Here is a 23,463-nt window from a genome sequence, read left to right as displayed (position 1 = left end):
CACCAAATGGCTTATTTACCCCAGCTGTCTTTGAGGCTGACAATCCGATTAAACACCGGTTGTTGTGGTTTTGAATCGACATAGTCCACCACAAAATAACCGTGCCGCTCAAACTGTACACGCTCTTCAGGCTGCATGGTTTGCACACCGGGTTCAAGATAAGCGCGTACCAGCTGTTTTGCATTCGGATTGAGCGCACTCAAAAAATCTCGTCCATTTGCATCAGGCTGCGCTTCGATAAAGAGCCGGTCATACAGTCGCACATCAGCCGCATAGGCATGTGCTGCACTGACCCAGTGAATATTACCTTTAACCTTGTAATTATTCGAGCCTTCAGTGCCTGATTTGCTATCTGGGAAATAATTGCAATGCACCGCAATGATCTTGCCCTCTGCATCTTTTTCTGCGCTCGTGCACTCAACCACGAAACCATAGCGCAGCCGTACACGGTTACCTGGAAAGAGCCGGAAATAGCCTTTGGCGGGCTGTTCGCTGAAATCTTCGCGCTCAATCCATAGTTCTTGGCTAAATGGGAAGGAGCGTGTGCCGCGTTCTGGATGATGCGGATGAATCGGCGCGCTGCATAGCTCGGATTGACCCGCTGGATAGTTATCAATAATCAATTTAAGCGGATCAAGCACGGCGATCGCGCGGGGTGCCTGCGGCTCTAGATCATCGCGTAGCGCCTGTTCAAGTACGCTCATCTCGATCCATGAGTCTGCTTTTGCAACGCCAATGCGTTCGCAAAACAAGCGAATGCTCGTCGGCGTAAAACCGCGCCGGCGCAAGCCAGCAAGGGTAGGTAAACGCGGATCGTCCCAGCCCTCTACATGGTGCTCCTGAACGAGTTGCAAAAGCTTGCGTTTGCTGGTTACAACATAATTTAAGTTAAGCCGCGCAAATTCAATTTGTTGCGGTAATGGCTGTTTGAATACACCGGCCTCAGCGAGTCGAGACAAGATCCAATCATAGAGCGGCCGATGATCTTCAAATTCAAGTGTACAGAGAGAGTGAGTAATGTTTTCAAGCGCGTCCGAAATACAATGCGTATAGTCGTACATCGGGTAGATGCACCATGTATCGCCGGTACGGTAATGATGCGCATAGCGAATCCGATACAACACAGGATCGCGTAAATTGAGATTTGGCGAAGCCATCTCGATTTTTGCGCGCAGCACGTGCTCGCCTTCGTTAAATTCCCCGGCGCGCATGCGCCGGAAAAGATCGAGGTTTTCAGCCGCGGAGCGTTCACGATAAGGGGATGCCGTGCCGGGTGCGGTGAGCGTGCCGCGCATTGCGCGAATTGCTTCGGAGGATTGGCTATCTACGTAAGCATAGCCATGCTCAATCAGAATTTCTGCAAAATGGTACAGGGTGTCGTAATAGTCACTGGCGTAATACAAGTGCTCAACATTATCTTTTTGCCAAGAGAAGCCGAGCCAGTGTACGGCATCAATGATGGATTGGGCGTATTCAACGCTTTCCTTCTCTGGATTTGTATCATCAAAGCGCAAATGACAAACGCCATCATAGTCGCGCGCAACGCCGAAATTTAAGCAAATGCTTTTGGCGTGACCGATATGGAGATAACCGTTGGGTTCAGGCGGAAAGCGCGTGGTCACGCGGCCTTGTTGTTTGCTTGAACGCTGATCATGGTCGATGATGGCGCGAATAAAATTGGTCGGGCTGTGGCTGGTGGTACTCATGTTTTAGAGTGTCTATGCTTAAGAAGCGCAAATCAAAGACGAGTATTCTAACTCATTGAGGTTGTCTAGTTTTTGCTATACTCGCTGCATGATAACAAGCCACACTAACCGGGTATTATCCCTCGCGCGTAATGTACTCGAGACTGAAGCTACAGCAATTTTATCGCTGGCCAGTCAACTTGACCAGAATTTTATCGCGGCAGTCGAACTGCTCCTGGCTTGCACCGGCAGGGTTGTTGTGTCAGGCATTGGCAAATCCGGCCATATCGCGCGTAAGCTCGCGGCGACTCTCGCGAGTACCGGCACGCCTGCTTTCTTTGTGCATCCCGCCGAGGCAAGCCACGGGGATCTTGGCATGATCATGACGGAAGATGTGGTGATTGTTCTTTCTAACTCCGGCGAAACCGAAGAGTTGGTTGATATTTTTCCGTTAATCAAACGCACCGGTGCGCGCTTGATTGCCATGACCGGCAACCCAGCATCCAGCCTAGCTAAACTCGCCGATGTCCACTTGAATGCTCGGGTTGAGAAAGAAGCGTGTCCGCTCAATCTTGCGCCAACGGCGAGCACCACGGCTGCGTTGGCGCTGAGTGACGCTCTTGCCATGGCGGTGTTAGATGCTCGTGGTTTTGGGCCGGAGGATTTTGCGCGTTCTCATCCAGGGGGTACGCTGGGACGCCGGCTGCTGACTTATGTGCGTGATGTGATGAGGGCCGATGGGCAATTACCGTGTGTAGAGTTAAGCGCAACCGTGCATGATGCGCTCTTTGAGATTACCGAAAAGCGCTTGGGCATGACCGCTGTAGTCGATCATGCTGGGTATGTCAAAGGGGTCTTCACCGATGGTGATTTAAGGCGCTTGCTTGCAAAACGCAACGATGTATCCACGCTGAACATCGCCGAGGTGATGACCGCCCAGCCTTACACCATTAGCCCAGATCGGCTGGCGATTGAGGCGGTCGAGTTAATGGAGCGCTACCGCATTAATCAAATGTTGGTGGTGGATGAAGCGAATAAGCTGCTTGGTGCGCTCAATATGCACGATCTTTTTAGTGCCAAGGTGATTTGATGGAGAGGGCATCTGTTAGTGCCGCGGTGAATGAACGCGCAGCGCGGGTCCGGCTCATGATTTTTGATGTAGATGGCGTGTTGACCGATGGGCGTCTGTATTTTAGTGCCGCGGGAGAATCCAGCAAATCGTTTGATATTCTCGATGGGCAAGGGATCAAGCTGCTAGCAGCCGCTGGCGTGCAGATTGCATTGATTACCGGGCGAGCTTCTCAGATGGTGACTGCGCGTGCGCAAGAGCTTGGCATTGAATGGGTGTATCAGGGGGTGCACGATAAGGCGGTCGCTTTTGCTGAGTTGTTGTCACGTGCGCACTGTACGGCTGAACAATGCGGTTATATGGGCGACGATTGGCCCGATTTGCCGGTCATGATGAAGGTAGCCTTTGCCGCCGCGCCGGCAAATGCGCATGCGGAGGTATTGGCTCGGGCCCATTGGGTCGCGCATGCTCGTGGGGGGTATGGCGCTGCCCGTGAAGTGTGTGATCTGATACTGCGAGCGCAGCACAGCTATGACACGCTACTTTTGGCGGCGTGTGGTCGGGTCTGATGATCATGCGCACACGGGTACAATGGTTGCCGCTGTTGTTGATCGCCCTTTTAGCTGGCGTCAGCTATTGGCTGCTGCAATTGCACCTGCCTCCGTCTAGATCTTCTGCGCCGCAGGTCAAGATGCATCGTCCCGATTACTTTGCGGAGCATTTTTCGATTACATTGCTTGACCAAACTGGCGCTACCCAATATCGAATTAACGCGGCAAAGATGGTGCATTACGAGGATAATGATAATACGGATGTAGTGCTGCCTGCGGTGCGCGCGTTTGTAGCCGGCCAGCCGGATGTAACCAGTTTTGCAAAGCGTGGCAAAATCAATGGCGATGGCTCCATTCTCGATTTGTATGACGATGCTCATGTGCGGCGCGCACAAGGGGATCAGGATCCTGCCCTGGAAGCAGATTCACAACATTTCCGCTTTTTGATCAACGATGATATCGTCCAAACTGAACAATCCGTTAAATTGAAGCGAGGAGCGTCAATGGTGACCGCGAGTGGCATGTCTTATAACAACCTCACCCGGGTGGTCAAGTTGGTGGGGCAGGTGCGTGGCGTGATTGCTGCGGATACGTTTATATCTAATAGCCCTAAGCGCTAGGGTCAATTTATGAGCAGTGTGTTCCCCTATTGTGCTGCGCAACGCTTCATGGCTGAAGCTATATTTACGCTCTGTCTAGTGTTGTCTTCCGTATTATTTGGCCAATCTGCCTATGCTGTGCGCCCAGATAGTGAGCAACCCGTTTATGTGCAAGCAGATCGTTGGACTTATGATGATTTAAAACAAGTGAATGTCCTGACCGGGCGCGTTATCATCACTAAGGGCAAACTGACGATCAAAGGCGATCGAGTCATCGTGAAACAAGATGCAGAGGGCTATCAATCTATGACCAGTTATGCCGAAGGTCGAGAAAACCTGGCTTATTTTCGGCAGGAGCTGAATGGCGCTCAAGGCTATATCGAGGGCTATGGCAAACAAATCGATTACAATAGTCAAAGCGAGGTCACGACTTTAACGCGCCGTGCCATGGTGCGGCGGCGACTGCTTCCTAGTGAACGAGTGCTAGATGAGGTGAGCGGTAGTGTCATCAGTTACGACGGACAGAAAGAACGTTACTGGGCCAGCGCGGGTCATGGCGCCGCTGCGGGCCAAGCGAGTCCTCGTGTGCGGGCAATGTTGTCTCCTCACAACGCCGTGCGTCATAAGACGCTGTCGCCCGCGGACCCCAATCTATCATTAGGTACTTCAAGCCCCATCGAAAGGAAGATCTCGCAGTGAACGTCAGCGCTTTTTCTAGCCGCTACCCAGTCGGTAGAGACAGTATTCTCGCCGCCCGCAATTTGCAAAAACGTTATGGTAAACGCACCGTCGTCAAGGATGTCTCGCTGGAAGTAAAAAGCGGCGAAGTGGTGGGGCTGCTAGGCCCCAATGGTGCGGGCAAAACGACCTCTTTTTATATGATTGTTGGGTTGGTGCCGCTTGATCGCGGTGAAATTACCCTGAATGGCAAGCTGATTAGCTTATTGCCGATTCATCAGCGAGCGCGGCTTGGACTGTCTTACTTACCACAAGAAGCGTCGGTTTTTCGTAAGTTATCGGTCGAGCAAAACATTCGTGCAGTGCTTGAGTTGCAGCTTGGTGAGGACGGCAAGCGGTTGCCAGAGGATATCATCAGCGAGCGCACCCAGGCTTTGATGGAGGAGCTGCAGATTACTCACTTAAGCGATAATCCAGCCCTATCGCTTTCTGGTGGTGAGCGGCGCCGCGTGGAAATTGCGCGGGCGTTAGCGACAAATCCGGGCTTTATTTTGTTGGATGAGCCTTTTGCGGGCGTCGATCCAATTGCTGTCTTGGAAATTCAGAAAATTGTGCGTTTCCTAAAACAGCGCGAGATTGGTGTCTTGATTACCGACCATAATGTGCGTGAAACCCTGGGTATTTGTGACCATGCTTATATCATTAGCGATGGCAGTGTATTAGCGGCTGGTCTACCCGAAGAGATTATCGAAAACGAATCCGTGCGGCGCGTCTATTTGGGCGAACATTTTCGTATGTAAAAATTAGATCTCTGTAACGTTTTCAGATGAAATTTGTCCGTATTGGGTGAAATTGTAATACAGTTCTTGGTTTTATCCAAAATTGCTGATACGCTGGAGTTAAGTAAGCCAACAGTATTGAACTGCATTAAATTTTCAACACGGAGGTTTTATGGATCTGCAAATCAGTGGACACCACCTTGACGTTACGCCTGCATTACGTGAATACGTGGTCAATAAATTGGAAAGAGTGACACGTCATTTTGATCATGTGATTGATGGCGCGGTGGTGTTAGCGCTCGATAATCATAAAGATAAAAATAAACGCCAAAAAGCAGAAATTAAACTGCGACTAAAGGGTAAAGATATTTTTGCTGAAACCACAGAGGGCGATCTTTATACGGCGATCGATTTGCTGATCGATAAACTTGACCGTCAAGTGATTCGCTATAAAGGAAAGATACAAAATCATCATCATGAAGCCATTAAACACCAGATAGAATGAACCGCCTTAGCAAACTATTACCACTTGAAAATGTTGTTTTGAATTTGGCTGTAACCAGCAAAAAGCGGGTATTTGAGCAAGCCGGTTTAATTTTTGAAAATCATCATGGGATCGCGCGCAGCGTGGTTACCGATAATTTATTTGCCCGCGAGCAGCTAGGCTCGACCGGCTTGGGCCAGGGGGTGGCTATTCCACATGGGCGTATCGCAGGGCTTAAGCACCCACTAGCCGCTTTTATTCGACTCGCTGAGCCGATTCCATTTGAAGCACCGGATGAGTTGCCGGTAGCGCTCTTGATTTTTTTACTGGTGCCTGAACAAGCGACTCAGCACCATCTTGATATTCTGTCTGAGATTGCGCAGTTGCTCTCTGATCAAAAAGCTCGCGCCACCTTGACTCATGAGCAAGATAGAGTAGCTATTCGTCATTTTCTGACTCAATGGACGCCTGATAGCGATCCGCTCACTCTATGAACTCGTCAGACGGCATTAATGCGCAAAGTATTTTCGATGATAACGCAGCCTCGCTTAAACTGAGTTGGCTCGCCGGCCATGAAGGCTGGGAACGTGGTTTCTCAAGCGAAACCGTAGCTCATGCAACGTCAAGCGCGGATTTAGTGGGTCACCTTAACTTGATTCATCCAAATAGGATTCAAGTACTAGGTGAAGCGGAGATGTTGTATTACACGCGTCAATCCGATGAAGAGCGCCAGCGCCAAATGGCTGAATTAATTGCCTTGGTGCCGCCGTTTCTGGTCGTGGCGGGGGGCATTGACGCCTCGGATGATTTGGTGCTGCGCTGCACACGCTCATCTACGCCGCTGTTTACAACGCCGATATCTGCGGCGGCGGTGATTGATAGCCTGCGACTTTATATGTCACGTATTCTAGCGCCCTCTATCACGATGCATGGCGTGTTTCTCGACATCCTTGGTATGGGGGTACTACTCACCGGTGACTCAGGCTTAGGCAAAAGCGAACTTGGGCTAGAGTTAATTAGCCGCGGCCATGGTTTGGTCGCAGATGATGCGGTGGATTTCACGCGTTTGGGTTTAGACTTTATCGAAGGGCGCTGCCCTCCACTGTTGCAAAATTTGCTTGAAGTGCGAGGATTGGGTCTGCTCGACATCAAGACCATTTTTGGTGAAACAGCAGTGCGCCGCAAAATGAAGCTAAAGCTCGCGGTCCGGCTGGTGCGCCGGCCCGATGGAGAGTTTCAGCGACTGCCGCTGGAAAAGCAGGCGATAGATGTTTTAGGGTTGCCGATTAACCAAGTGACTTTGCAAGTCGCGGCAGGCCGGAACTTGGCAGTACTGGTTGAAGCTGCTGTGCGTAATACAATTTTGCAGTTGCGCGGGATTAATACATTGCAGGATTTTATGGAGCAGCAACGAGCGGCGATGAATGAAAACCGATAGGCGGCTTTCTGCTATGCGGATTATTCTGATTACGGGCATTTCTGGCTCTGGTAAGTCGGTGGCGCTAAATGCGCTGGAAGACGCGGGATATTATTGTGTGGATAATTTACCGCCCCGTTTTCTATTGGAGTTAAGCGATTTTTTAGCTCGCGATGGCTATACGCAACTCGCGGTGGCGATCGATGCGCGTTCTGGCAGTTCTTTGGCCGAGTTGCCCGCTATCGTCGATGTCTTGCAGGGCCGCCACGAAGTCCATGTGTTGTTTTTAAATGCCAGCACACAAGCGCTGATTCAGCGTTTTTCGGAAACTCGGCGGCGTCATCCACTCTCGTTAAATTCAAGTGACCATACCGCTCGTGGACAAACTTCGTTGGCGGATGCCATAGAGTCTGAACGCGAGTTGGTTTCTAGCCTGACTTCGTTTGGTCATCAGATTGACACCAGTAACCTGCGAGCGCATACCCTGCGCGCTTGGGTCAGGCAATTTATCGAGCATGAGCATGTGGGCATGACGCTAATGTTTGAATCCTTTGGCTTTAAACGGGGCCTGCCGCTTGATGCCGACTTTGTGTTTGACGCGCGCGCGCTACCCAACCCCTATTATGACGAGCGCCTCCGTCTATTGACGGGCCTAGACCGGCCGGTAGCTGATTTTTTGGACGCGCTGCCTGAGGTCCAAATGTTTATTGATGACATTGAGCGTTTTCTACTGACCTGGCTACCGCGCTTTCGTGCTGATCATCGCAGTTATCTAACCGTGGCGGTGGGCTGTACCGGCGGTCAGCATCGCTCGGTCCATATTGCGCAAGTTTTGGGTCAGCGTTTGCTGGGTGAAGCGGAGGTCTTGGTGCGACATCGAGAAATAGACGCGCTCGATGGCTAGCTGTCGCTGTTAAGGTATGCCGGGCGTCTGTATATGGACGGTTAAGTGCCAAGCAAGCTACAATAGCCCGGTTTTTAGTTTGCGCTTGGGGCCCTATGAAAAAAACTCTTACCATGGCTGCGTTGGTGCTGCTTTCCTCCGCCACAGCCAGCGCCGTTGCGACCGAAATAACCGGCAATGCAAAGGCTGGCCAAAACAAAGTGGCAATGTGTATTGGCTGTCACGGGATTGCCGGCTATCGCACGGCTTTTCCTGAAGTCTATCGGGTGCCGATACTCGGTGGACAGAATGCGAAATACATTGAAATGGCGCTTCACGGTTACAAGAATGGCGACCGTAAATATTCAACCATGTATGCGATTGCGGCTTCACTGAGTGACCAGGATATCGCTGACATTGCTGAGTATTATGCGGCGCAAAAGTGATTGAGCCCAAACCATCCAAATAAATAATTTTGGTGCCTTTTAAAGTACACGGGATAAGAACGATGAAAAAGTTTTTGTTGGCGCTGGCGGCAATCGGTGCAATGCACCTGAGCGTGCGCGCGGATGCTGCCGATATTGCCAATGGCAAGCTGTTAGTAGAACGTAACAATTGCGCCGCTTGTCATGGCCTGAGCATGAATCATCCGATCACTCCTGAATACCCTAAGCTTGCCGGTCAGCATGCTGACTATGCCTATTTTGCGATGCGCTCATATCAAGTCGGCAGCAATAATCCGCTTTTTGGGCGCAATAATCCAATTATGATTGCGCAAATGCAGGGCCTATCTCAGCGGGATTTGCACGATATTGCGGCCTATTTGCAAGCGTTGCCTAGCGATTTGATCTTGCAGAAATGATTGAGCAGATCAAGTAGAGTTGAATCTAAAGCAAGTAGAATTGAATCTAAAGCAAGCAGAGCTGAATCTGCTAGCGTATATATAGTGAGCAAGTTATAGGTGTGCGCAAGTCGCCTCAAGGCCCGTCACTCGGCCTTGGTTTGCTTAATTAACTGCGTCAGCAGTTCGGTAATCTGCTCGCGTTTATCGCCTTGCGCCTGATTTAACGCTTGCATTGGGCCGTGCATGAATTTATTCGTCAGGGCTTGAGCGAGTGCGGCAAGTACGGTAGCGGGGTCGCTGCCGCGCGCCAGCATTTTTTGCGCGCGTTCGAGTTCAATGCGCTTGAAGGTGTCGGCTTGGTTTTGTAGCGCGCGAATCACGGGTACGACACTACGCGCTTCTAACCATTGCATAAAATGCTGCACCCGGCTTTCAATAATCGCTTCTGCTTGGGTGACGGCAGCTTGTCGTAAGTCATGGCCTTCGCGCACGATCGCGCCGAGGTCGTCAACGGTATATAAAAAGACATCCTGTAGTTTCATCACTTCAGGTTCAATATCGCGTGGTACCGCCAGGTCAACCATAAAGATGGGCCGCCGCCGCCGCGCCCGCAACGCACTCTCGACTGCGCCGAGGCCAATAATCGGCAGGGTGCTGGCCGTGCAAGAGACAATGATGTCAAATTCATGCAACCGAGCAGGCAGTTCTGACAGAGTGATCGCTTGGCCGTTTAAGCGGTTGGCCAATTTTTTGCCACGCTCGGGAGTGCGATTCGCGATCACCAGCGTACGCGGCTTATGAGCGGCGAAGTGGGTGGCGCAGAGCTCGATCATTTCACCTGCGCCGATGAACAGTACACGTTGGTTGGCGATATCTTCAAAAATGCGCTGCGCAAGCCGCACTGCAGCCGCCGCCATGGAGATGGAGTGAGCACCAATTTCGGTCTGGCCGCGAACTTCTTTAGCCACGGCGAAGGTGCGCTGGAATAACTGATTTAAATAAGTGCCAAGCACCCCGGCCTCAGCGGCGGTGCGCACTGCCTCTTTTAATTGCCCAAGAATCTGAGTTTCGCCCAACACCATCGAATCAAGCCCTGAGGCAACTCTAAATGCATGGCGGACTGCCTCGGATTGCGGCAAGGTGTAAATATGAGAAGCGAGTTTGTCAGCCGGAAATTGATGATATTCTGCCAGCCAAGAAATGGCGTGCTCACGTGCCGTCTGGCCATGTGTGACGCAGTAAATTTCGGTGCGATTGCACGTCGAGAGGAGCGTCGCTTCCAGCAGTGAGGGCGAGACGCCATGCTTAATTTGCGCATGCTCGCGCTTAAGCCATGCGGATTTCAGCATCTGCAGTGCCGGCTTGATCTGCTCAACCGAAAAAGCCAGCCGCTCGCGCAAGGCGATAGGCGCCGTGTGATGATTAACCCCAATGGCAAGCAGTTGCATTAGAAAGTATTTTAAAAAGAATAACGCAATTATAACTTTTTCTAACTTTTGCTTGATGTTTATGTTCTTCGTCTGCAGTATTCTTTTTATTGATTCATCGAGCGTGTGTCAAACAGGAGCTAATTTTAATGAATTTAACCAAGCAAGCCACCACCCCTGTGGTTGAGCGGATTGCGCAATTGCGCGCCGTGATGCAGCGGGCAGGCCTTGATGCCTATCTGGTGCCATCGGCTGATCCGCATCTTTCGGAATATCCGCCAATGCACTGGCAAAGCCGCGCATGGTTATCCGGTTTTACAGGCTCGGCGGGTACTTTAGTCGTGACTGCAGACTTCGCTGGTTTATGGGTGGATAGCCGTTACTGGAGTCAAGCCGATACGCAACTCGCAGGAAGTGGCATCACCTTAATGAAAATCGTCCCAGGTCAAGCACACGCGCATTTTGCTTGGCTCGCCACGCAGGTGCCAGCGGGCGGCGTGGTGGGTGTCGATGGCTTGGTACTCAGCGTCTTGGCCGCGTCGACGTTGCAGAGCGCACTGAGTGCTCGCAAGATTACGTTACGCACAGACCTTGATCTATTCGCTGAGATTTGGCGAGATCGTCCAGCCTTACCGACAGCAGAGGTGTTTGAGCATCCGGCGCCATATATCTCAATGACGCGCACGGCTAAACTGGCCTGCGTACGGACCCAAAGCCGTGCGCAGGGAGCGGATTGGCATTGGCTATCAACCCTTGATGACATCGCGTGGATTTTTAATCTGCGGGGGGCTGATGTGAGCTATAACCCGGTGTTTGTAGCCTATGCCCTGATCGGTCCAAGTTCTGCAACCTTATTTATTGCCGCCGGCAAAGTGCCGGCGGCACTCAAGCGCGCCCTGCTCGCCGATGGCGTAACTCTGGCGCCGTATGAGCAGGCTGCCGCAGCATTGGCGTGCCTGCCAACTGGTGCAAAGTTACTGGCCGATCCGCGCCGGAGCAATTATCAGATGCTCAAATATGTTCCGGCTCAGGTGAGCTTGATCGAAACGATTAATCCATCCACCTTACTTAAATCTCGTAAGAGCGAGCTTGAGGTGGCGCATATTCGTGCGACGATGGAGCAAGATGGCGCTGCTTTGTGTGAATTTTTTGCCTGGTTTGAGCAAGCGCTCGGTCATGAGGAGATTACCGAGTTAACCATTGACGAGCAACTGAGTGCTGCGCGTGCGCGCCGGCCGGGTTTTGTGACCCTCAGTTTTAGTACGATTGCAGGTTTTAACGCGAATGGAGCGATGCCGCATTATTGCGCGTCAACGGCGGCACATGCCACCATCGCGGGGCAAGGACTATTGTTGATCGATTCAGGCGGACAGTATTGGGGGGGAACCACCGATATTACGCGCGTGGTGCCTGTGGGCATCCCGAGCGCCGCGCAAAAGCACGATTTTACGCTCGTCTTAAAAGGCATGATTGCGCTGTCTGCCGCACGTTTTCCCCGTTTTATTCGCGCGCCCATGTTAGATGCGCTGGCGCGCGCGCCGATTTGGGCGGCAGGGGTGGACTATGGACACGGTACTGGCCATGGCGTGGGGTATTTTTTGAATGTGCATGAAGGCCCGCACGCTATTTCCCATTATGCGGCCGCTGAGCCTACTACCGCCATGGAAGCCGGCATGATCACCTCAATTGAGCCGGGGATTTATCGGCCAGAGCAATGGGGCATACGGATTGAAAACCTGGTGTTAACACGCTCTGCGCCACCTACTGAATTTGGCGAATTCCTCGAATTTGAAACCCTGACGTTATGTCCGATTGACACACGCTGTATTGAGCCAAGCCTATTAAATGCTAGCGACATAACTTGGCTTAATGACTACCATAGAATGGTGCATGCACGGCTTGCGCCTCATGTTAGCGGGGCTGCACGAGAATGGCTAAAGGCGCGCACCTGCCCGCTTGAGTTAAATGGCGGTTCCTAAAATGGGTACGCGCACAGGGTTGATTTCACTCGTTGTCATGAGCCAGGGTCGGCGCGTTTTGTGGTGAGACGGATTGCGTCTCTAGCGCATTGTAAGGGGTGGTTGTTTGCGCTGCAATCAGTAGCGCCGGCCCATTTTCTGATGTCGCGGCTGGGGCTAGCTTAGACTGCCTCAGTGGAATCGGTGAGCGTAGATCGTGGATAGCATTAGGCTTGATCGTCTGCGCAGTATTGTGCAGCACCTCTAGGGTCTGGAATTGCCAGCCATTATAAATGGCTACAGCTGCTGCTCGATTGGCGGCCCCTAGCATTTTAAAGATGCTAGTTAAATGAATTTTGACGGTGCCTTCGCTGATATTGAGAGCCCGCGCAATCACTTTATTGGTATTACCCATAATTAACAGACGCATAATTTGATGCTGGCGCGGCGAAAGCTTTACCGGCGTATTGCGCGGTAGAGGTTTAGGTGCAGCTGGCAACTCGCTGCAGCTAGCAGGTACTCGGAAGGCGCTGGATAAAGTAGGGTTCAACGCGCATACGGGGACGTAATGTCCGCCTAGCAGAACCAGTTCAAAGATTCGTAAAATCAGGTGTGGATTCAGACTACGTGGAATGATCCCGAGCACCCCCACATGCAGTAGTGCATTGACCGTGGCACGCGTGGTGTCGTCTGTTAAAATCGCCACGGGTAGCGCTGGATGCTCGCGTAATAAACATAATAAATCAGCCACTCGCATCCAACGCAGTTGCCAATCAATCACAAATAAATCATGTAAATCGCGTTTTAATCGATGACTTGCCTGTCGCCAGTCTTTTGCTTCGGAAAAGTTAGCGCGGCGATCAATTTGACGCAGCAGTGCTTTGAGGCCCTCGCGCCGTTCGGGTTGGTCGTTTAAAACAAAGAATTTCATTGGAATGCCCCCTCCAATTTAATATTGCTAACGGTGATTGTGCTGTAAAAGCCCGGTTTTCAAGTGTCAAGACGGTTGCAATCGATAGATTGCAACCTAGGGCGTATCTTGACAAATTTTCTGGATGTTTGCCTCCTATCCAAAAGGCATAATTTTGTATCGCGGCCAGCCGTGGGCGACGCCTAAAAATTTAATGAAAATGTGGTTGCGCGGGTTCAATATCTGCAGGCATTTCTGCATGAACGATTTCGCCAAGCGGGTTGGCATAAAGCGGGCCATTACAATCTTCGCAGTACTCGGGTTCAAAGCGGCCCGCATGGCGGCGGATATCAAGGATATTCGCAGCTTTTAAGAGCGCGACAATATCTTCAAGTGGGCTATTCGCCGTTTCATCTTGTTCGGCCGCCAGCGCAGCAATATCTTCGTGACCGTAAAGCGGCCAGACAATACCATACAGCACAGTATTATCGCCTCGCTGGGTAAAACCAATGCGGTATTCATCAACGCGGTGTTCGCCAAAGCCCGCGATAACGGCGCGCAGCCCGTTGGCATTGGGCGCGAGGGCATCGTTCAGATAGCGTATCGCGGTGCGCAAAGTGTGCGGCCGAATTTGCTCGTCTGCATTGCGGCAGGCTGAATGGTAAGCATCAGGCAAGAGGCATTCTAATTCACAACCAGGTAATATCTGTGTGAAATTCGCCCCCCCTTGGACGGCCCACTGCTTAAGACAATCATGACGCTCGATGCGGATGCCGTTTTCTTCTTCTTGCCAGCGAAAGAGGGCATGAGTCTTGGGGGCAACGGCAACCGCTAATAGAAAGCGGGGGTCCGCAAGGACTGCAGAAGTTTCCGGCAACTCTCGGAGATTAGGTTGCAGTTGAACTGGGCGCTGGTCAATCGCGGCTTGAGCCAACTGTTGGGTAAGTCGATAGGTCTCAATATGTTGCTGTGGCAGCTGATCGATACTGTATAAATAAGGGGCCATGGCTAGCCGGGCACCACTGGCTAGTACATGGGCTTGCAAATGAGTATGGAGCGCATTGACTGCATCGGGTTTGAGCGGGCCAGAGGGTATCGTGTAGCGCGTCCAGGCTAGCACGGGCGCCGCGATGAGCACGGCGTCCCAGTTGTGATTCTCGTGAGAGAGCGTGAACGATTCGCTGTGGGCATCGGCAATATCGGCTAAAACACCGTACGCACCTGGATGATTCTGCTGCAGATGATCAAGCACGGTATCGAGGATAACTTGATTCCCATTACGCAGAATTTTTGACAAGAGGATATCGGTTTGAGCTTCCCAAAAAAGGTCTTCAGTGCGGCTGCCTGACGCATAAGATGCAAGGCATAAGCCGACGAGTTTTTCGGCATCCGGAGAAAGGCGTTTGGTCATTTGCGAGCGTATGGAAAATTTTTAAACACAAGTTTAAGTATTTTATGCGTTTTTATGAGGAATTATAAGAATGCAAAAAACCCAGCCTAGCCGTATTGTGCACTAGGCTGGGTTTCACTACTTATTTCAACCCTCTCATTCCTGACTTGTATCTGACGTTTTTGAGGTCTCAACTTGTTGTATTGGGGCTGCGTCTGTTGACGGCAAGCGCTTACGTTCGCGCCCGACATGCCGGGACTTAGTGGTTGAGGCGCTTGCTTCATCGGCGCTACGCAGTTTGTTGCTATCTGTATTGACTAGGACAAGGCCTGTGGACTCAAGCATTTTCGAGGTTGACACCACCTCAGGCGCGGGCCTAGCTGCAGCAGGGCGGCTGATAGCTTGCACCGGATTAGCATCCTTAAAAGCCGGTTGACTAGAAGCCACGGCGATTTCAGGTAATGGGGCGGCGGCAGGCCTACTCGATTGATTGCTTGACTGCGTACTCTCTAACTGTGGTTGCACAGATTGCTGCGGTTGAGTCTGCGAGGAGGGCGCATAGTCTGTCGCTTGCTCCACGGACACGGCGCCGGCAACTTCAGTAGAGCCTGCATCTGAGGTGCGAACATGTGTGTCATCGCGTTCACGGCGCCCACCGCGACGCCCACGCCGGCGGCGACGGCGTTCTTCGCCTTCGGGGGCCACCGTAGTGTGTGGAACGAACGCCGGCGTGTGACTTGGCTGTGCCGTTGAGGATTCGGCAAATTCATGAGTACTATTTGCTTGGGAACGGTCTGTTGGCGCATCAAGTGGGGGCGAGCCGACAGCCTGATTAGCGGTAGCAGCGGTTTGTGCTCGTTTAGGATCCTGGCGTCCGGTCCGTTCTTGACGTCTGCCGCGTTCTTGACGTTCACCGTCCTCTTGACGTTCGCCGCGTTCTTGACGTTCACCACGTTCACCACGTTCTTGACGTTCACCACGTTCTTGACGCTCACCGCGCTCTGGACGTTCGCCACGTTCTTGACGCTCACCACGTTCTTGGCGTCCACCGCGCTCTTGACGTTCGCTATGCTCCTGGGCTGTAGCTGTAGAGTCGGGAGTTTCCGCTTGCGCAGTACGTGAACTGCTACGCGGCGTACGGCCACTGCTATGCTCGCCGGTACGGTTAGAGTTGCTACCGCGGCGCGAGCGGCCGCTTTGATTACGTTCGTGTCCGCTACCTTGATTCGCAGCGCTCTCAGCGGCAGCAGTTGCGGTGCGTGTTTGTTGCGCTGTGGGTTTGTCGGTGGCAGCTGGCAAGTCTGCTGATGCAGAACTAAACCAGCGCTTAAACCAATTGAATAAACCCGTGTCTTTTATCTCTAGTGCGTGTGCCCCAGCTGTACGGCCGGGTTTGCTGCGTGGCGCAGGCCGCTCAGGCGAAATCCCCTTAACGGCTGCCTCCTGTTTAGGGCGGGTCTCTTCAGTGCGCTTGCTGTAGCCCATTTCCATTTCCATCTCAAGAGCTGCTTTTTCGGCCATCCGGTGGCTGACATGCACCTCATCCATCTGAGGGTCGTCGTGACGCAATCTTTCTAGCTTATAGTGCGGAGTTTCGAGATATTTGTTAGGGATTAAAATGATCCCAACTTTAAAGCGGCTTTCAATTTTGTTGATTTCCTGCCGTTTTTCATTGAGCAAGAAGGCCGCTACTTCGACTGGCACCTGGCAATGAATGGCCGCGGTGTTTTCTTTCATGGCTTCTTCTTGGATGATACGCAATATCTGCAACGCTGAAGATTCAGCATTACGAATATGGCCAGTACCATTACAGCGCGGACATGTGACGTGGCTGCCTTCAGACAAGGCCGGGCGTAGTCGCTGGCGGGAGAGTTCCATCAGCCCAAAGCGCGAGATCTTGCTCATCTGCACGCGTGCCCGATCATGTTTTAGCGCGTCTTTTAGGCGCTGCTCGACTTCACGCTGATTTTTGGTTGACTCCATATCGATAAAATCGATAACGATCAATCCGCCTAGGTCTCGTAGTCTAAGTTGACGTGCAACCTCATCCGCGGCCTCCAAGTTGGTGCGCAGCGCCGTTTCTTCAATGTCAGCACCTTTCGTTGAGCGGGCGGAATTGACGTCAATTGAAACCAATGCTTCAGTATGGTCGATGACGACCGCGCCGCCAGAAGGTAAAGAGACGGTACGTGCATAAGCCGTCTCAATTTGGTGCTCGATCTGAAAGCGGGAAAAAAGCGGGACATCGTCGTGGTAACGCTTGACCTTATGCAGATTGTCGGGCATTACGATGCCCATGAAGGCGCGTGCCTGTTCTTCAATCTCTGCCGTATCAATCAAGATTTCGCCAATATCTGGCTGGAAGTAGTCGCGGATTGCCCGGATCACTAAGCTGGATTCAAGATAAATCAGGAGCGGGCCTTGCATGCCGTTGGCCGCCTCCTCAATGGCGCGCCACAATTGCATCAGATAATTGAGATCCCATTGCAATTCTTCGATATTACGGCCAATGCCTGCCGTGCGGGCGATCATACTCATGCCATCTGGCAGTTGCAGTTGCGCCATGATGTCGCGTAACTCTTGGCGTTCATCGCCTTCAATGCGACGTGAGACGCCACCGCCACGTGGGTTATTTGGCATGAGCACCAAATAACGGCCGGCAAGCGAAATAAAGGTTGTCAGAGCGGCGCCTTTATTGCCGCGCTCTTCTTTCTCGACCTGAACGATCAGTTCTTGCCCCTCACGCAGTACATCTTGGATCCGCGCCGAGCGCATATCGATCCCTTCTTTCATGTACTGGCGCGCGACTTCTTTAAAGGGTAAAAAGCCGTGGCGTTCTTCGCCGTAGTTGACAAAGCAAGCCTCGAGCGAAGGTTCAATCCGAGTGACCACCCCTTTATAAATATTGCCTTTGCGTTGTTCTTGGCCAATCGTTTCAATATCAATATCGATGAGCTTTTGTCCAACGACGATGGCCACACGGAGTTCTTCTCGTTGCGTGGCGTTAAAAAGTATGCGTTTCATGGAACGGCTCCGGAGCAGCTGGGCCAATTTTTGCGCTAGGTGGCAAAGCATGGCACGCTGCACTTTTAGTGTCTAAAAACACGCTAGGGCCGAAGATTTGGTAAAGAATTGCCTTCCTGGCGGCTCTTATTTTGAGCGGCGTAAGGGCGTATGCGAATTCGCTGGCGCTGAGTTTTTATCTGTTCCGCGCCAAGCGTCGTATCGATTTTCGCAATTGACTAGCTAAGCTAAAGGCTAATCAATAAAAATTCTTTTCAACCAAATCTTCGTTGCCTTTCGGTACTTTTTCTTAGCTGAACTTGCCTATAAGGGTGTTCTTGCTAAAATAAAATCCGTGCGTGCAACATATTGCCCGGCTTAAATAAGCGACAGCCTCCGGTTATCCAAGTAAAATGGCGGGCTGTTGAATGCTCATGCCGGGTGCAATCTACGGGTAGAGGGCACATTCACTCTCTACGCGGACTTGCTGAAGGCAAATTATATGCAGAATGAATAACTTAGGCAAAATATCTGTGCAGCGCCCATTATCCGACTCGGTCAAACTGCTCACAATTGACGATGCTTCTGCTGGACAACGCATCGACAATTTTCTGCTGCGCATCTGCAAGGGCGTACCCAAAAGCCATATTTACCGCATTGTGCGCAGCGGTGAAGTGCGAGTCAATAAAGGCCGGGTAGATACCGCGTATCGATTGGCAATAGGGGATATTATACGCTTACCACCGATGCGTATCGCGCACAAAGATAATGAGGGGACTCAGCGCTTAGGCAGCACCGCGCCTGTGGCGAACTTTCCAGTGCTGTACGAGGACGATTGTCTCCTGGTCATTAACAAGCCAGCCGGAGTGGCGGTACATGGTGGCAGTGGCATTGCCTTCGGGGTCATCGAACAATTACGGCAGACCTACTCCAAACTCAAATTTCTCGAATTGGTGCATCGACTTGATCGCGAAACATCGGGTATTTTGTTATTGGCTAAAAAACGTTCGGCATTGACTGCATTGCATGCTCAATTACGCGACAATAAAGTTGATAAACGTTATTTAGCCTGTGTCCACGCTGATTGGCAGGCGCCGCGGCAAATTGTAAAAGAACGGTTGCATAAATTTCTGACGCCTGAAGGTGAGCGGCGGGTGTGCATCCACGAACAAGGTCAATTGGCTCATACGGTATTTAATTTGATTCAGCGTTTTGCCGGGTATGCATTGCTAGAAGCCGAGTTAAAAACCGGGCGTACGCATCAGATCCGTGTGCATCTGGCTCATTTAGCCGCGCCGATTGTGGGGGATGACAAATATGGCGACTTTGCATTGAATCGCCAGCTCGCCCGCGCGGGAGCTAAGCCCGGGCTTAAACGGATGTTTTTGCATGCGTATAAGGTTAGTTTTGTGCACCCCGTCAGCGGCGCCGTGCTGGCGCTCGAAGCGCCTTTGCCGAAAGAGTGCGAGCGCTTTCTTGCGCAATTGAGCCCGCCGCAAAAAAAACACATGAGCGACAAAAAATCACTTGCACCCCTTTAAATTTTGGTTGATAATTTAACCAGTTAAGACGGTGTGTGAGGTAAAAATGGCGCATGTGTTGGATTTGAAAGGGCTCAGGAGACTTGTGATGGCTATGGTTATATTTGATACTTTAAAATTTTCTAAACGCTTAAAAGAAGCAGGTGTTCCGAGTGCTCAAGCCGAGGCTGAAGCGGAAGTTTTGTCGGAGATATTTGCGGTCAATTTGCAAGAGCTGCCGACTAAAGAAGATTTGCAGGCAGTTAAAGAAGAGTTGCGGCATGAAATTAAAGAGGTTCGTAGTGAAATAAATGAACTGCGCGATGAAGTCAAAGCCGACATAAATGAACTGCGCGATGAAGTCAAAGCTGAAATTAAGGATGTGCGACATGAAATCCAAGATGTGCGACACGAAATTCAAGACGTCCGTAAAGATATGGTGAGCATGGAGCAGCGCTTTGACATCAAGCTCGAAAAACTTGAAATGAGCTTACTCGTTAAGATGGGGATAATGCTAGCAAGTGTGGCCGGTATTGTTGTCAGTGCGACGGTAACCCTCATAAAAATTTTATAGTTTCGGCCATTGATAAAGAGTTCGCTCAAACGAGCCTACTTTAGGTAACAGCAGGGTTTTAGATGATAGTTTTTTAATTCTGTGAGGTTGTGTGCTATCGTAGCTTATCTTTAACTGCAACCGATCATTTTTACCATGTCTGACGATAATTCGATTACCAATTCTAGTTCTGGCAAGGTAGGAACTGACACGGCAGCGCCAGTGGCGCTACCCTGGGAACGCGAGTTACTCGAAAAAACTGTGCTGGCTGCCGTGCATGAACAACGGGCGGCACGGCGCTGGAAGATATTTTTCCGCTTAGCATTTTTAATTATTTTTGTCGTCATGTCATGGCGCACCGTTTCTGTTTCAAGCGGCAAAGCTGGCGGGGCGGGGGGCAAGCATACGGCGCTGGTTACGCTTGAAGGCGAAATTGCGGCGGATAAGCAAAGCAATGCAGCCAACCTGAATGCTGCGCTCGAGCGGGCATTTTCCGCTGAACAAGCAGCGGGCGTGGTGTTGCAAATGAATAGCCCAGGGGGTAGTCCAGTCCAAGCCGGCATGGTCAATGACGAAATCCGCCGGCTACGGGCTCGCTATCCGCATAAGCCACTCTATGTTGTGGTTGATGATATCTGCGCATCGGGTGCGTATTACATTGCTGTTGCGGCTGACAAAATCTTCGTTGATAAGGCAAGTATTGTTGGCTCAATCGGGGTGCGCATGGATAGTTTTGGCTTTACCAACTTAATGAATAAGCTCGGCGTTGAGCGCCGGTTGTTAACCGCTGGCCGTAACAAAGCGCTGAACGATCCTTTTTTACCAGCAGACAACGCGCAAAAGAAATACATGCAAAGCTTGCTGAATGAGGTTCATCAGCAGTTTATTGATGTAGTCCGCCAGGGCCGCGGTAAGCGCTTAAAGGAAATACCAGAAATTTTCTCGGGTCTAGTGTGGACCGGTCAACGCAGCATTGAGCTTGGGCTGGTAGATGGTTTGGGCGATACGCGCTCGGTTGCCCGTGACGTCTTAAAAGCGGAAAAATTGGTTGATTACACGGTGAAAGAAGGGGTGTTCGACCGGTTCGCCCGCAAATTTGGGCTGTCAGCAGGAGCCTCGGCCGTGCGCGCGTTGATCGTTCAAGAGCAGGTGCAGTGGCATTAATAGCTATGCGTAGGGGACAACAGCCGTGTCGTAGTATGTAGATGGGGACACGTTATGTATAACGCTTAAAAAACAAACAATCTATATGCTGCAAAGCGGGACAACGTTTTGCAATATCCAACCCGTATGTAGTAGCATTCATTTGAGCGCTCCGTTTCTCTAGTGGTAAGTAGCATTTCCACTCCGACACATTGATGCCGTTCGGTCCTGGAGCGCTCTTTAATTCCCCTGAGCTTTAAGCTGTCCATTACACTTACCTCGATTTAGTCTTAACGGCTTTCATATTTCCCCATATCATATTTCCCCGTAGAGAGGGAGCCTTCCATTCCATCTATTTTGGGTTGACAAAGCTGAAGTTTCGTCTTGTTAAACTTTAAGTCCTTTGCTATAGTCGTCTGAAAATTAGCTTCAAAGTAAAAAAAGTACTGTTGTCTGACCTCTTTAATATAACTAGGGGCTGCTCTCAGTCGTAAAAGTCGAGCGTGGAGATAGGTGGAGAATGTTGCTTGGCAAGTGCAGGGAAGGAGTATCTGTGCAGGCTGAGTATCGTCGCCTAAATGAATACGTGCAGGGTTGAGAGCCCACCCGAAACAAGAAGAAAGGTAATTGCACGATGGATCAAGAAAACCAGCATATTTTTAAATCGGCTAAGTACTGCCGCGCCTACTTTACGTTGTCTAAAGAAAGCGGAACTGTTCACAGTCTGAATAAAACTGGGAATACGATTGAGATCTTTCTAATTCATATTTTTCGCCTGTCGTATTGATGTCTGTTGTACGGCTCATCAGCATAGAGCGCCCCTTTAACTTTTGCTCTAGGTGCTCATGTCTGCTTGCGTCAATCCAGCAACCTATCTTAACTATTCTAATTAAAGGAGACATTAAATGAGTAATATTTTTGAAATTTCCGGCGAATCGATGAAGGCTGCGGACATTGCTAGAGTAGCCTATGATTTTGATATTAAGATCAAGCTGAGTGAAGGTGCGTGTGAAGCCATTGTGAAGTCACGTCAGTTATTAGACGATCTCCTGGCACAAGGAAAAGTAATTTATGGCGTGAATACAAGCATGGGAGGCTTCGTCAAATATCTCATCCCAGAAAAGCATGCTGCACACATGCAAGACAATCTCATCGCGGCAGTTGCAACAAACGTCGGCTCATATTTCGACGATCCTATAGTCCGCGCGGCGATGTTGGCGCGCATCAACTCGCTCGCCCGTGGCGTATCTGCGATCTCGCTGGATAATATGAAAAAATTTGTCGCGATATTTAATCATGGCATATGTCCTTGCATACCGCAGAAGGGTTCTCTCGGCACAAGCGGTGATTTGGGGCCGCTTGCCGCAATTGCATTGGCATTAACTGGAAAATGGCAGGTCCGGTATCGTGGTGAAGTCATGGCCGCGTCAGACGCACTCAAAGCGGCAGGGATCGAACCCCTAAAACTTAGTTATAAAGAAGGTCTGGCATTGATCAATGGTACTTCAGCCATGACTGGGCTCGCCTGTCTGACGATAAACGATACAGAAAAAATTATTGAATCGTATGAATCGATTACGGCCTTAACGCTGGAGACGTTAAAAGGAAAACGCAAAGCATTTTCACCGTTGGTACACGCAGAAAAGCCACATCCAGGCCAGATGGCATCCGCAACGAATATCTATAATCTACTTGCAGACAGTACCATGCTCAGTGATGAAGATAGTGTTTCAAAAGAGCTTCGGTCAAAGCTTTCTGATGATGTGGTCGATAGTGCAGAGGACCAAATTGAAGATGCCTATTCTTTGCGCTGCACACCACAGATTCTTGGGCCAATCAGGGATTCCGTCGAGTATGTTAAGCGTGTCGTGGAAAATGAGTTAAATTCTAGTAGCGATAATCCACTGATTATCCCGAAACATGGTGATGCTTATCATAATGGTCATTTCCATGGCCAATACATCGCCATGGCGATGGACCATTTGTCTCTTGCTTTAACGACATTGAGTAATTTATCAGACCGACGTATTGATCGATTCATGGACAGCAATAATAGTAATGGTTTGCCGCCCTTTCTCTGTGCTAGCGAGCAGGGAATTCGCTTGGGATTAATGGGAGGTCAATTCATGAGTGCATCCCTCACCTCGGAAAATCGGTCTCTGTGTGTGCCACTTTCCATTCAGTCGCTACCTTCCACGGCTGACTTTCAAGATATTGTCTCGCTTGGTCTTGTAGCGGCTCGGCGTGCCCGAGAAATCTTTGACAATGCGGTTTATGTCATAAGCTTTGAACTTCTGTGCGGATGTCAAGCCGCCGACATTCGTGGTGCGGATAAACTCGGGACCCACACGACTACGCTCTACAATGCTGTGCGACGTTTTGTACCGTTCTTTGATCAGGATAAGCCGCTCACTCCATATCTGGAAAATATTGCCAGCTTTATCCGGGGTGGGATGATTCAACTTTCAGTGCCGACCGAGAGAGTGAACGTGTCCCAGGGCTTTAATAAGGTAGGGTGTACGCTGACTCCCGAATTCCATTAATTTCAGTTCAGCCACCGTATAAAAGTG

Annotated in this window: 21 protein-coding genes; 16 read left to right on the top strand and 5 right to left on the bottom strand. The window is 50.8% G+C overall.

Annotation, left to right across the window (positions count from 1 at the left end):
* Positions 1-11: 11 nt before the first annotated feature.
* Positions 12-1,706: a glutamine--tRNA ligase/YqeY domain fusion protein gene (locus tag KMZ15_RS07090; RefSeq protein WP_223692053.1), complete on the bottom strand. Its 1,695-nt coding sequence runs from the start codon at positions 1,704-1,706 to the stop codon at positions 12-14.
* A gap of 88 nt (positions 1,707-1,794) precedes the next feature.
* On the opposite strand from KMZ15_RS07090, the gene KMZ15_RS07085 reads away from it, so the two are divergent.
* The 11 genes from KMZ15_RS07085 to KMZ15_RS07035 all read left to right on the top strand — a co-directional run bounded on the left by KMZ15_RS07085 (position 1,795) and on the right by KMZ15_RS07035 (position 9,007).
* A complete protein-coding gene (locus tag KMZ15_RS07085) occupies positions 1,795-2,775 on the top strand; it encodes an SIS domain-containing protein (RefSeq protein WP_223692050.1) in 981 nt (326 codons plus the stop codon).
* A complete protein-coding gene (locus KMZ15_RS07080; RefSeq protein WP_223692047.1) occupies positions 2,775-3,323 on the top strand; it encodes an HAD family hydrolase in 549 nt (182 codons plus the stop codon). The genes KMZ15_RS07085 and KMZ15_RS07080 overlap by 1 nt, the downstream gene beginning before the upstream one ends.
* Positions 3,324-3,328: 5 nt before the next feature.
* Entirely contained in the window at positions 3,329-3,925 is a 597-nt protein-coding gene (lptC, locus tag KMZ15_RS07075; protein ID WP_223694773.1) for an LPS export ABC transporter periplasmic protein LptC, read from the top strand.
* Between the two features lie 9 nt (positions 3,926-3,934).
* On the top strand, positions 3,935-4,603 hold the full coding sequence (gene lptA, locus KMZ15_RS07070; RefSeq protein WP_223692045.1) for a lipopolysaccharide transport periplasmic protein LptA: 669 nt from the start codon (positions 3,935-3,937) through the stop codon (positions 4,601-4,603).
* The gene (lptB, locus tag KMZ15_RS07065) at positions 4,600-5,382 is read left to right on the top strand and encodes an LPS export ABC transporter ATP-binding protein (protein ID WP_223692042.1); all 783 of its coding nucleotides are present in this window, start codon (positions 4,600-4,602) and stop codon (positions 5,380-5,382) included. Before lptA ends, lptB begins: the two co-directional genes overlap by 4 nt.
* A gap of 151 nt (positions 5,383-5,533) precedes the next feature.
* Positions 5,534-5,866 carry a ribosome-associated translation inhibitor RaiA gene (gene raiA, locus KMZ15_RS07060; protein WP_223692040.1) on the top strand — a complete coding sequence of 111 codons (333 nt, stop codon included), beginning with the start codon at positions 5,534-5,536 and terminating at the stop codon, positions 5,864-5,866.
* Positions 5,863-6,339: a PTS sugar transporter subunit IIA gene (locus tag KMZ15_RS07055; RefSeq protein WP_223692038.1), complete on the top strand. Its 477-nt coding sequence runs from the start codon at positions 5,863-5,865 to the stop codon at positions 6,337-6,339. The genes raiA and KMZ15_RS07055 overlap by 4 nt, the downstream gene beginning before the upstream one ends.
* Positions 6,336-7,283, top strand: a complete 948-nt coding sequence (hprK, locus tag KMZ15_RS07050) for an HPr(Ser) kinase/phosphatase (RefSeq protein ID WP_223692036.1) — start codon at positions 6,336-6,338, stop codon at positions 7,281-7,283. Before KMZ15_RS07055 ends, hprK begins: the two co-directional genes overlap by 4 nt.
* A 13-nt stretch (positions 7,284-7,296) precedes the next feature.
* The gene (gene rapZ / locus KMZ15_RS07045) at positions 7,297-8,166 is read left to right on the top strand and encodes an RNase adapter RapZ (protein WP_223694771.1); all 870 of its coding nucleotides are present in this window, start codon (positions 7,297-7,299) and stop codon (positions 8,164-8,166) included.
* A gap of 95 nt (positions 8,167-8,261) precedes the next feature.
* A complete protein-coding gene (locus KMZ15_RS07040) occupies positions 8,262-8,591 on the top strand; it encodes a cytochrome c (protein ID WP_223692034.1) in 330 nt (109 codons plus the stop codon).
* A 62-nt stretch (positions 8,592-8,653) separates the two neighbouring features.
* Positions 8,654-9,007: a c-type cytochrome gene (locus KMZ15_RS07035; RefSeq protein ID WP_223692032.1), complete on the top strand. Its 354-nt coding sequence runs from the start codon at positions 8,654-8,656 to the stop codon at positions 9,005-9,007.
* Positions 9,008-9,132: 125 nt separating this feature from the next.
* Here KMZ15_RS07035 and hemA read toward each other — a convergent pair whose 3' ends face one another.
* Positions 9,133-10,437 (bottom strand): glutamyl-tRNA reductase, encoded by a 1,305-nt coding sequence (gene hemA, locus KMZ15_RS07030; RefSeq protein ID WP_223692029.1) that lies wholly within the window; start codon positions 10,435-10,437, stop codon positions 9,133-9,135.
* Between the two features lie 128 nt (positions 10,438-10,565).
* On the opposite strand from hemA, the gene KMZ15_RS07025 reads away from it, so the two are divergent.
* A complete protein-coding gene (locus KMZ15_RS07025) occupies positions 10,566-12,395 on the top strand; it encodes an aminopeptidase P family protein (protein ID WP_223692027.1) in 1,830 nt (609 codons plus the stop codon).
* Between the two features lie 25 nt (positions 12,396-12,420).
* Here the strand turns inward: KMZ15_RS07025 and KMZ15_RS07020 are convergent, their stop codons facing one another.
* The 3 genes from KMZ15_RS07020 to KMZ15_RS07010 all read right to left on the bottom strand — a co-directional run bounded on the left by KMZ15_RS07020 (position 12,421) and on the right by KMZ15_RS07010 (position 17,698).
* On the bottom strand, positions 12,421-13,305 hold the full coding sequence (locus KMZ15_RS07020) for a response regulator transcription factor (protein WP_223692024.1): 885 nt from the start codon (positions 13,303-13,305) through the stop codon (positions 12,421-12,423).
* Positions 13,306-13,495: 190 nt separating this feature from the next.
* The gene (locus KMZ15_RS07015; protein ID WP_223694769.1) at positions 13,496-14,707 is read right to left on the bottom strand and encodes a DUF2863 family protein; all 1,212 of its coding nucleotides are present in this window, start codon (positions 14,705-14,707) and stop codon (positions 13,496-13,498) included.
* A gap of 123 nt (positions 14,708-14,830) precedes the next feature.
* Positions 14,831-17,698, bottom strand: a complete 2,868-nt coding sequence (locus KMZ15_RS07010) for an Rne/Rng family ribonuclease (protein ID WP_223692021.1) — start codon at positions 17,696-17,698, stop codon at positions 14,831-14,833.
* 488 nt (positions 17,699-18,186) lie between these two features.
* On the opposite strand from KMZ15_RS07010, the gene KMZ15_RS07005 reads away from it, so the two are divergent.
* The 4 genes from KMZ15_RS07005 (at position 18,187) to KMZ15_RS06990 (ending at position 23,436) form a co-directional block, all read left to right on the top strand.
* Entirely contained in the window at positions 18,187-19,218 is a 1,032-nt protein-coding gene (locus tag KMZ15_RS07005) for an RluA family pseudouridine synthase (RefSeq protein ID WP_223692019.1), read from the top strand.
* A 46-nt stretch (positions 19,219-19,264) separates the two neighbouring features.
* On the top strand, positions 19,265-19,771 hold the full coding sequence (locus KMZ15_RS07000) for a CCDC90 family protein (RefSeq protein WP_223692017.1): 507 nt from the start codon (positions 19,265-19,267) through the stop codon (positions 19,769-19,771).
* A 135-nt stretch (positions 19,772-19,906) separates the two neighbouring features.
* Positions 19,907-20,914, top strand: coding sequence for a S49 family peptidase (locus KMZ15_RS06995; RefSeq protein ID WP_223692014.1), 1,008 nt, complete (start codon positions 19,907-19,909; stop codon positions 20,912-20,914).
* Between the two features lie 884 nt (positions 20,915-21,798).
* The gene (locus KMZ15_RS06990; RefSeq protein ID WP_223692011.1) at positions 21,799-23,436 is read left to right on the top strand and encodes a phenylalanine aminomutase (D-beta-phenylalanine forming); all 1,638 of its coding nucleotides are present in this window, start codon (positions 21,799-21,801) and stop codon (positions 23,434-23,436) included.
* Positions 23,437-23,463: the final 27 nt, after the last annotated feature.

The sequence above is a fragment of the Mycoavidus sp. HKI genome (genome assembly GCF_020023735.2).
Classification (GTDB): domain Bacteria; phylum Pseudomonadota; class Gammaproteobacteria; order Burkholderiales; family Burkholderiaceae; genus Mycoavidus.
Note: the sequence above shows the minus strand (reverse complement) of the source record. Positions and strands in the feature narration are given on the sequence as shown.

Coding starts and splice junctions, on each gene's coding strand:
- KMZ15_RS07090 (WP_223692053.1), bottom strand. CDS start 1,706: ATGAGTACCACCAGCCACAGCCCGACCAATTTTATTCGCGCCATCATC.
- KMZ15_RS07085 (WP_223692050.1), top strand. CDS start 1,795: ATGATAACAAGCCACACTAACCGGGTATTATCCCTCGCGCGTAATGTA.
- KMZ15_RS07080 (WP_223692047.1), top strand. CDS start 2,775: ATGGAGAGGGCATCTGTTAGTGCCGCGGTGAATGAACGCGCAGCGCGG.
- lptC (WP_223694773.1), top strand. CDS start 3,329: ATGCGCACACGGGTACAATGGTTGCCGCTGTTGTTGATCGCCCTTTTA.
- lptA (WP_223692045.1), top strand. CDS start 3,935: ATGAGCAGTGTGTTCCCCTATTGTGCTGCGCAACGCTTCATGGCTGAA.
- raiA (WP_223692040.1), top strand. CDS start 5,534: ATGGATCTGCAAATCAGTGGACACCACCTTGACGTTACGCCTGCATTA.
- KMZ15_RS07055 (WP_223692038.1), top strand. CDS start 5,863: ATGAACCGCCTTAGCAAACTATTACCACTTGAAAATGTTGTTTTGAAT.
- hprK (WP_223692036.1), top strand. CDS start 6,336: ATGAACTCGTCAGACGGCATTAATGCGCAAAGTATTTTCGATGATAAC.
- rapZ (WP_223694771.1), top strand. CDS start 7,297: ATGCGGATTATTCTGATTACGGGCATTTCTGGCTCTGGTAAGTCGGTG.
- KMZ15_RS07040 (WP_223692034.1), top strand. CDS start 8,262: ATGAAAAAAACTCTTACCATGGCTGCGTTGGTGCTGCTTTCCTCCGCC.
- KMZ15_RS07035 (WP_223692032.1), top strand. CDS start 8,654: ATGAAAAAGTTTTTGTTGGCGCTGGCGGCAATCGGTGCAATGCACCTG.
- hemA (WP_223692029.1), bottom strand. CDS start 10,437: ATGCAACTGCTTGCCATTGGGGTTAATCATCACACGGCGCCTATCGCC.
- KMZ15_RS07025 (WP_223692027.1), top strand. CDS start 10,566: ATGAATTTAACCAAGCAAGCCACCACCCCTGTGGTTGAGCGGATTGCG.
- KMZ15_RS07020 (WP_223692024.1), bottom strand. CDS start 13,305: ATGAAATTCTTTGTTTTAAACGACCAACCCGAACGGCGCGAGGGCCTC.
- KMZ15_RS07010 (WP_223692021.1), bottom strand. CDS start 17,698: ATGAAACGCATACTTTTTAACGCCACGCAACGAGAAGAACTCCGTGTG.
- KMZ15_RS07005 (WP_223692019.1), top strand. CDS start 18,187: ATGAATAACTTAGGCAAAATATCTGTGCAGCGCCCATTATCCGACTCG.
- KMZ15_RS07000 (WP_223692017.1), top strand. CDS start 19,265: ATGGCGCATGTGTTGGATTTGAAAGGGCTCAGGAGACTTGTGATGGCT.
- KMZ15_RS06995 (WP_223692014.1), top strand. CDS start 19,907: ATGTCTGACGATAATTCGATTACCAATTCTAGTTCTGGCAAGGTAGGA.
- KMZ15_RS06990 (WP_223692011.1), top strand. CDS start 21,799: ATGAGTAATATTTTTGAAATTTCCGGCGAATCGATGAAGGCTGCGGAC.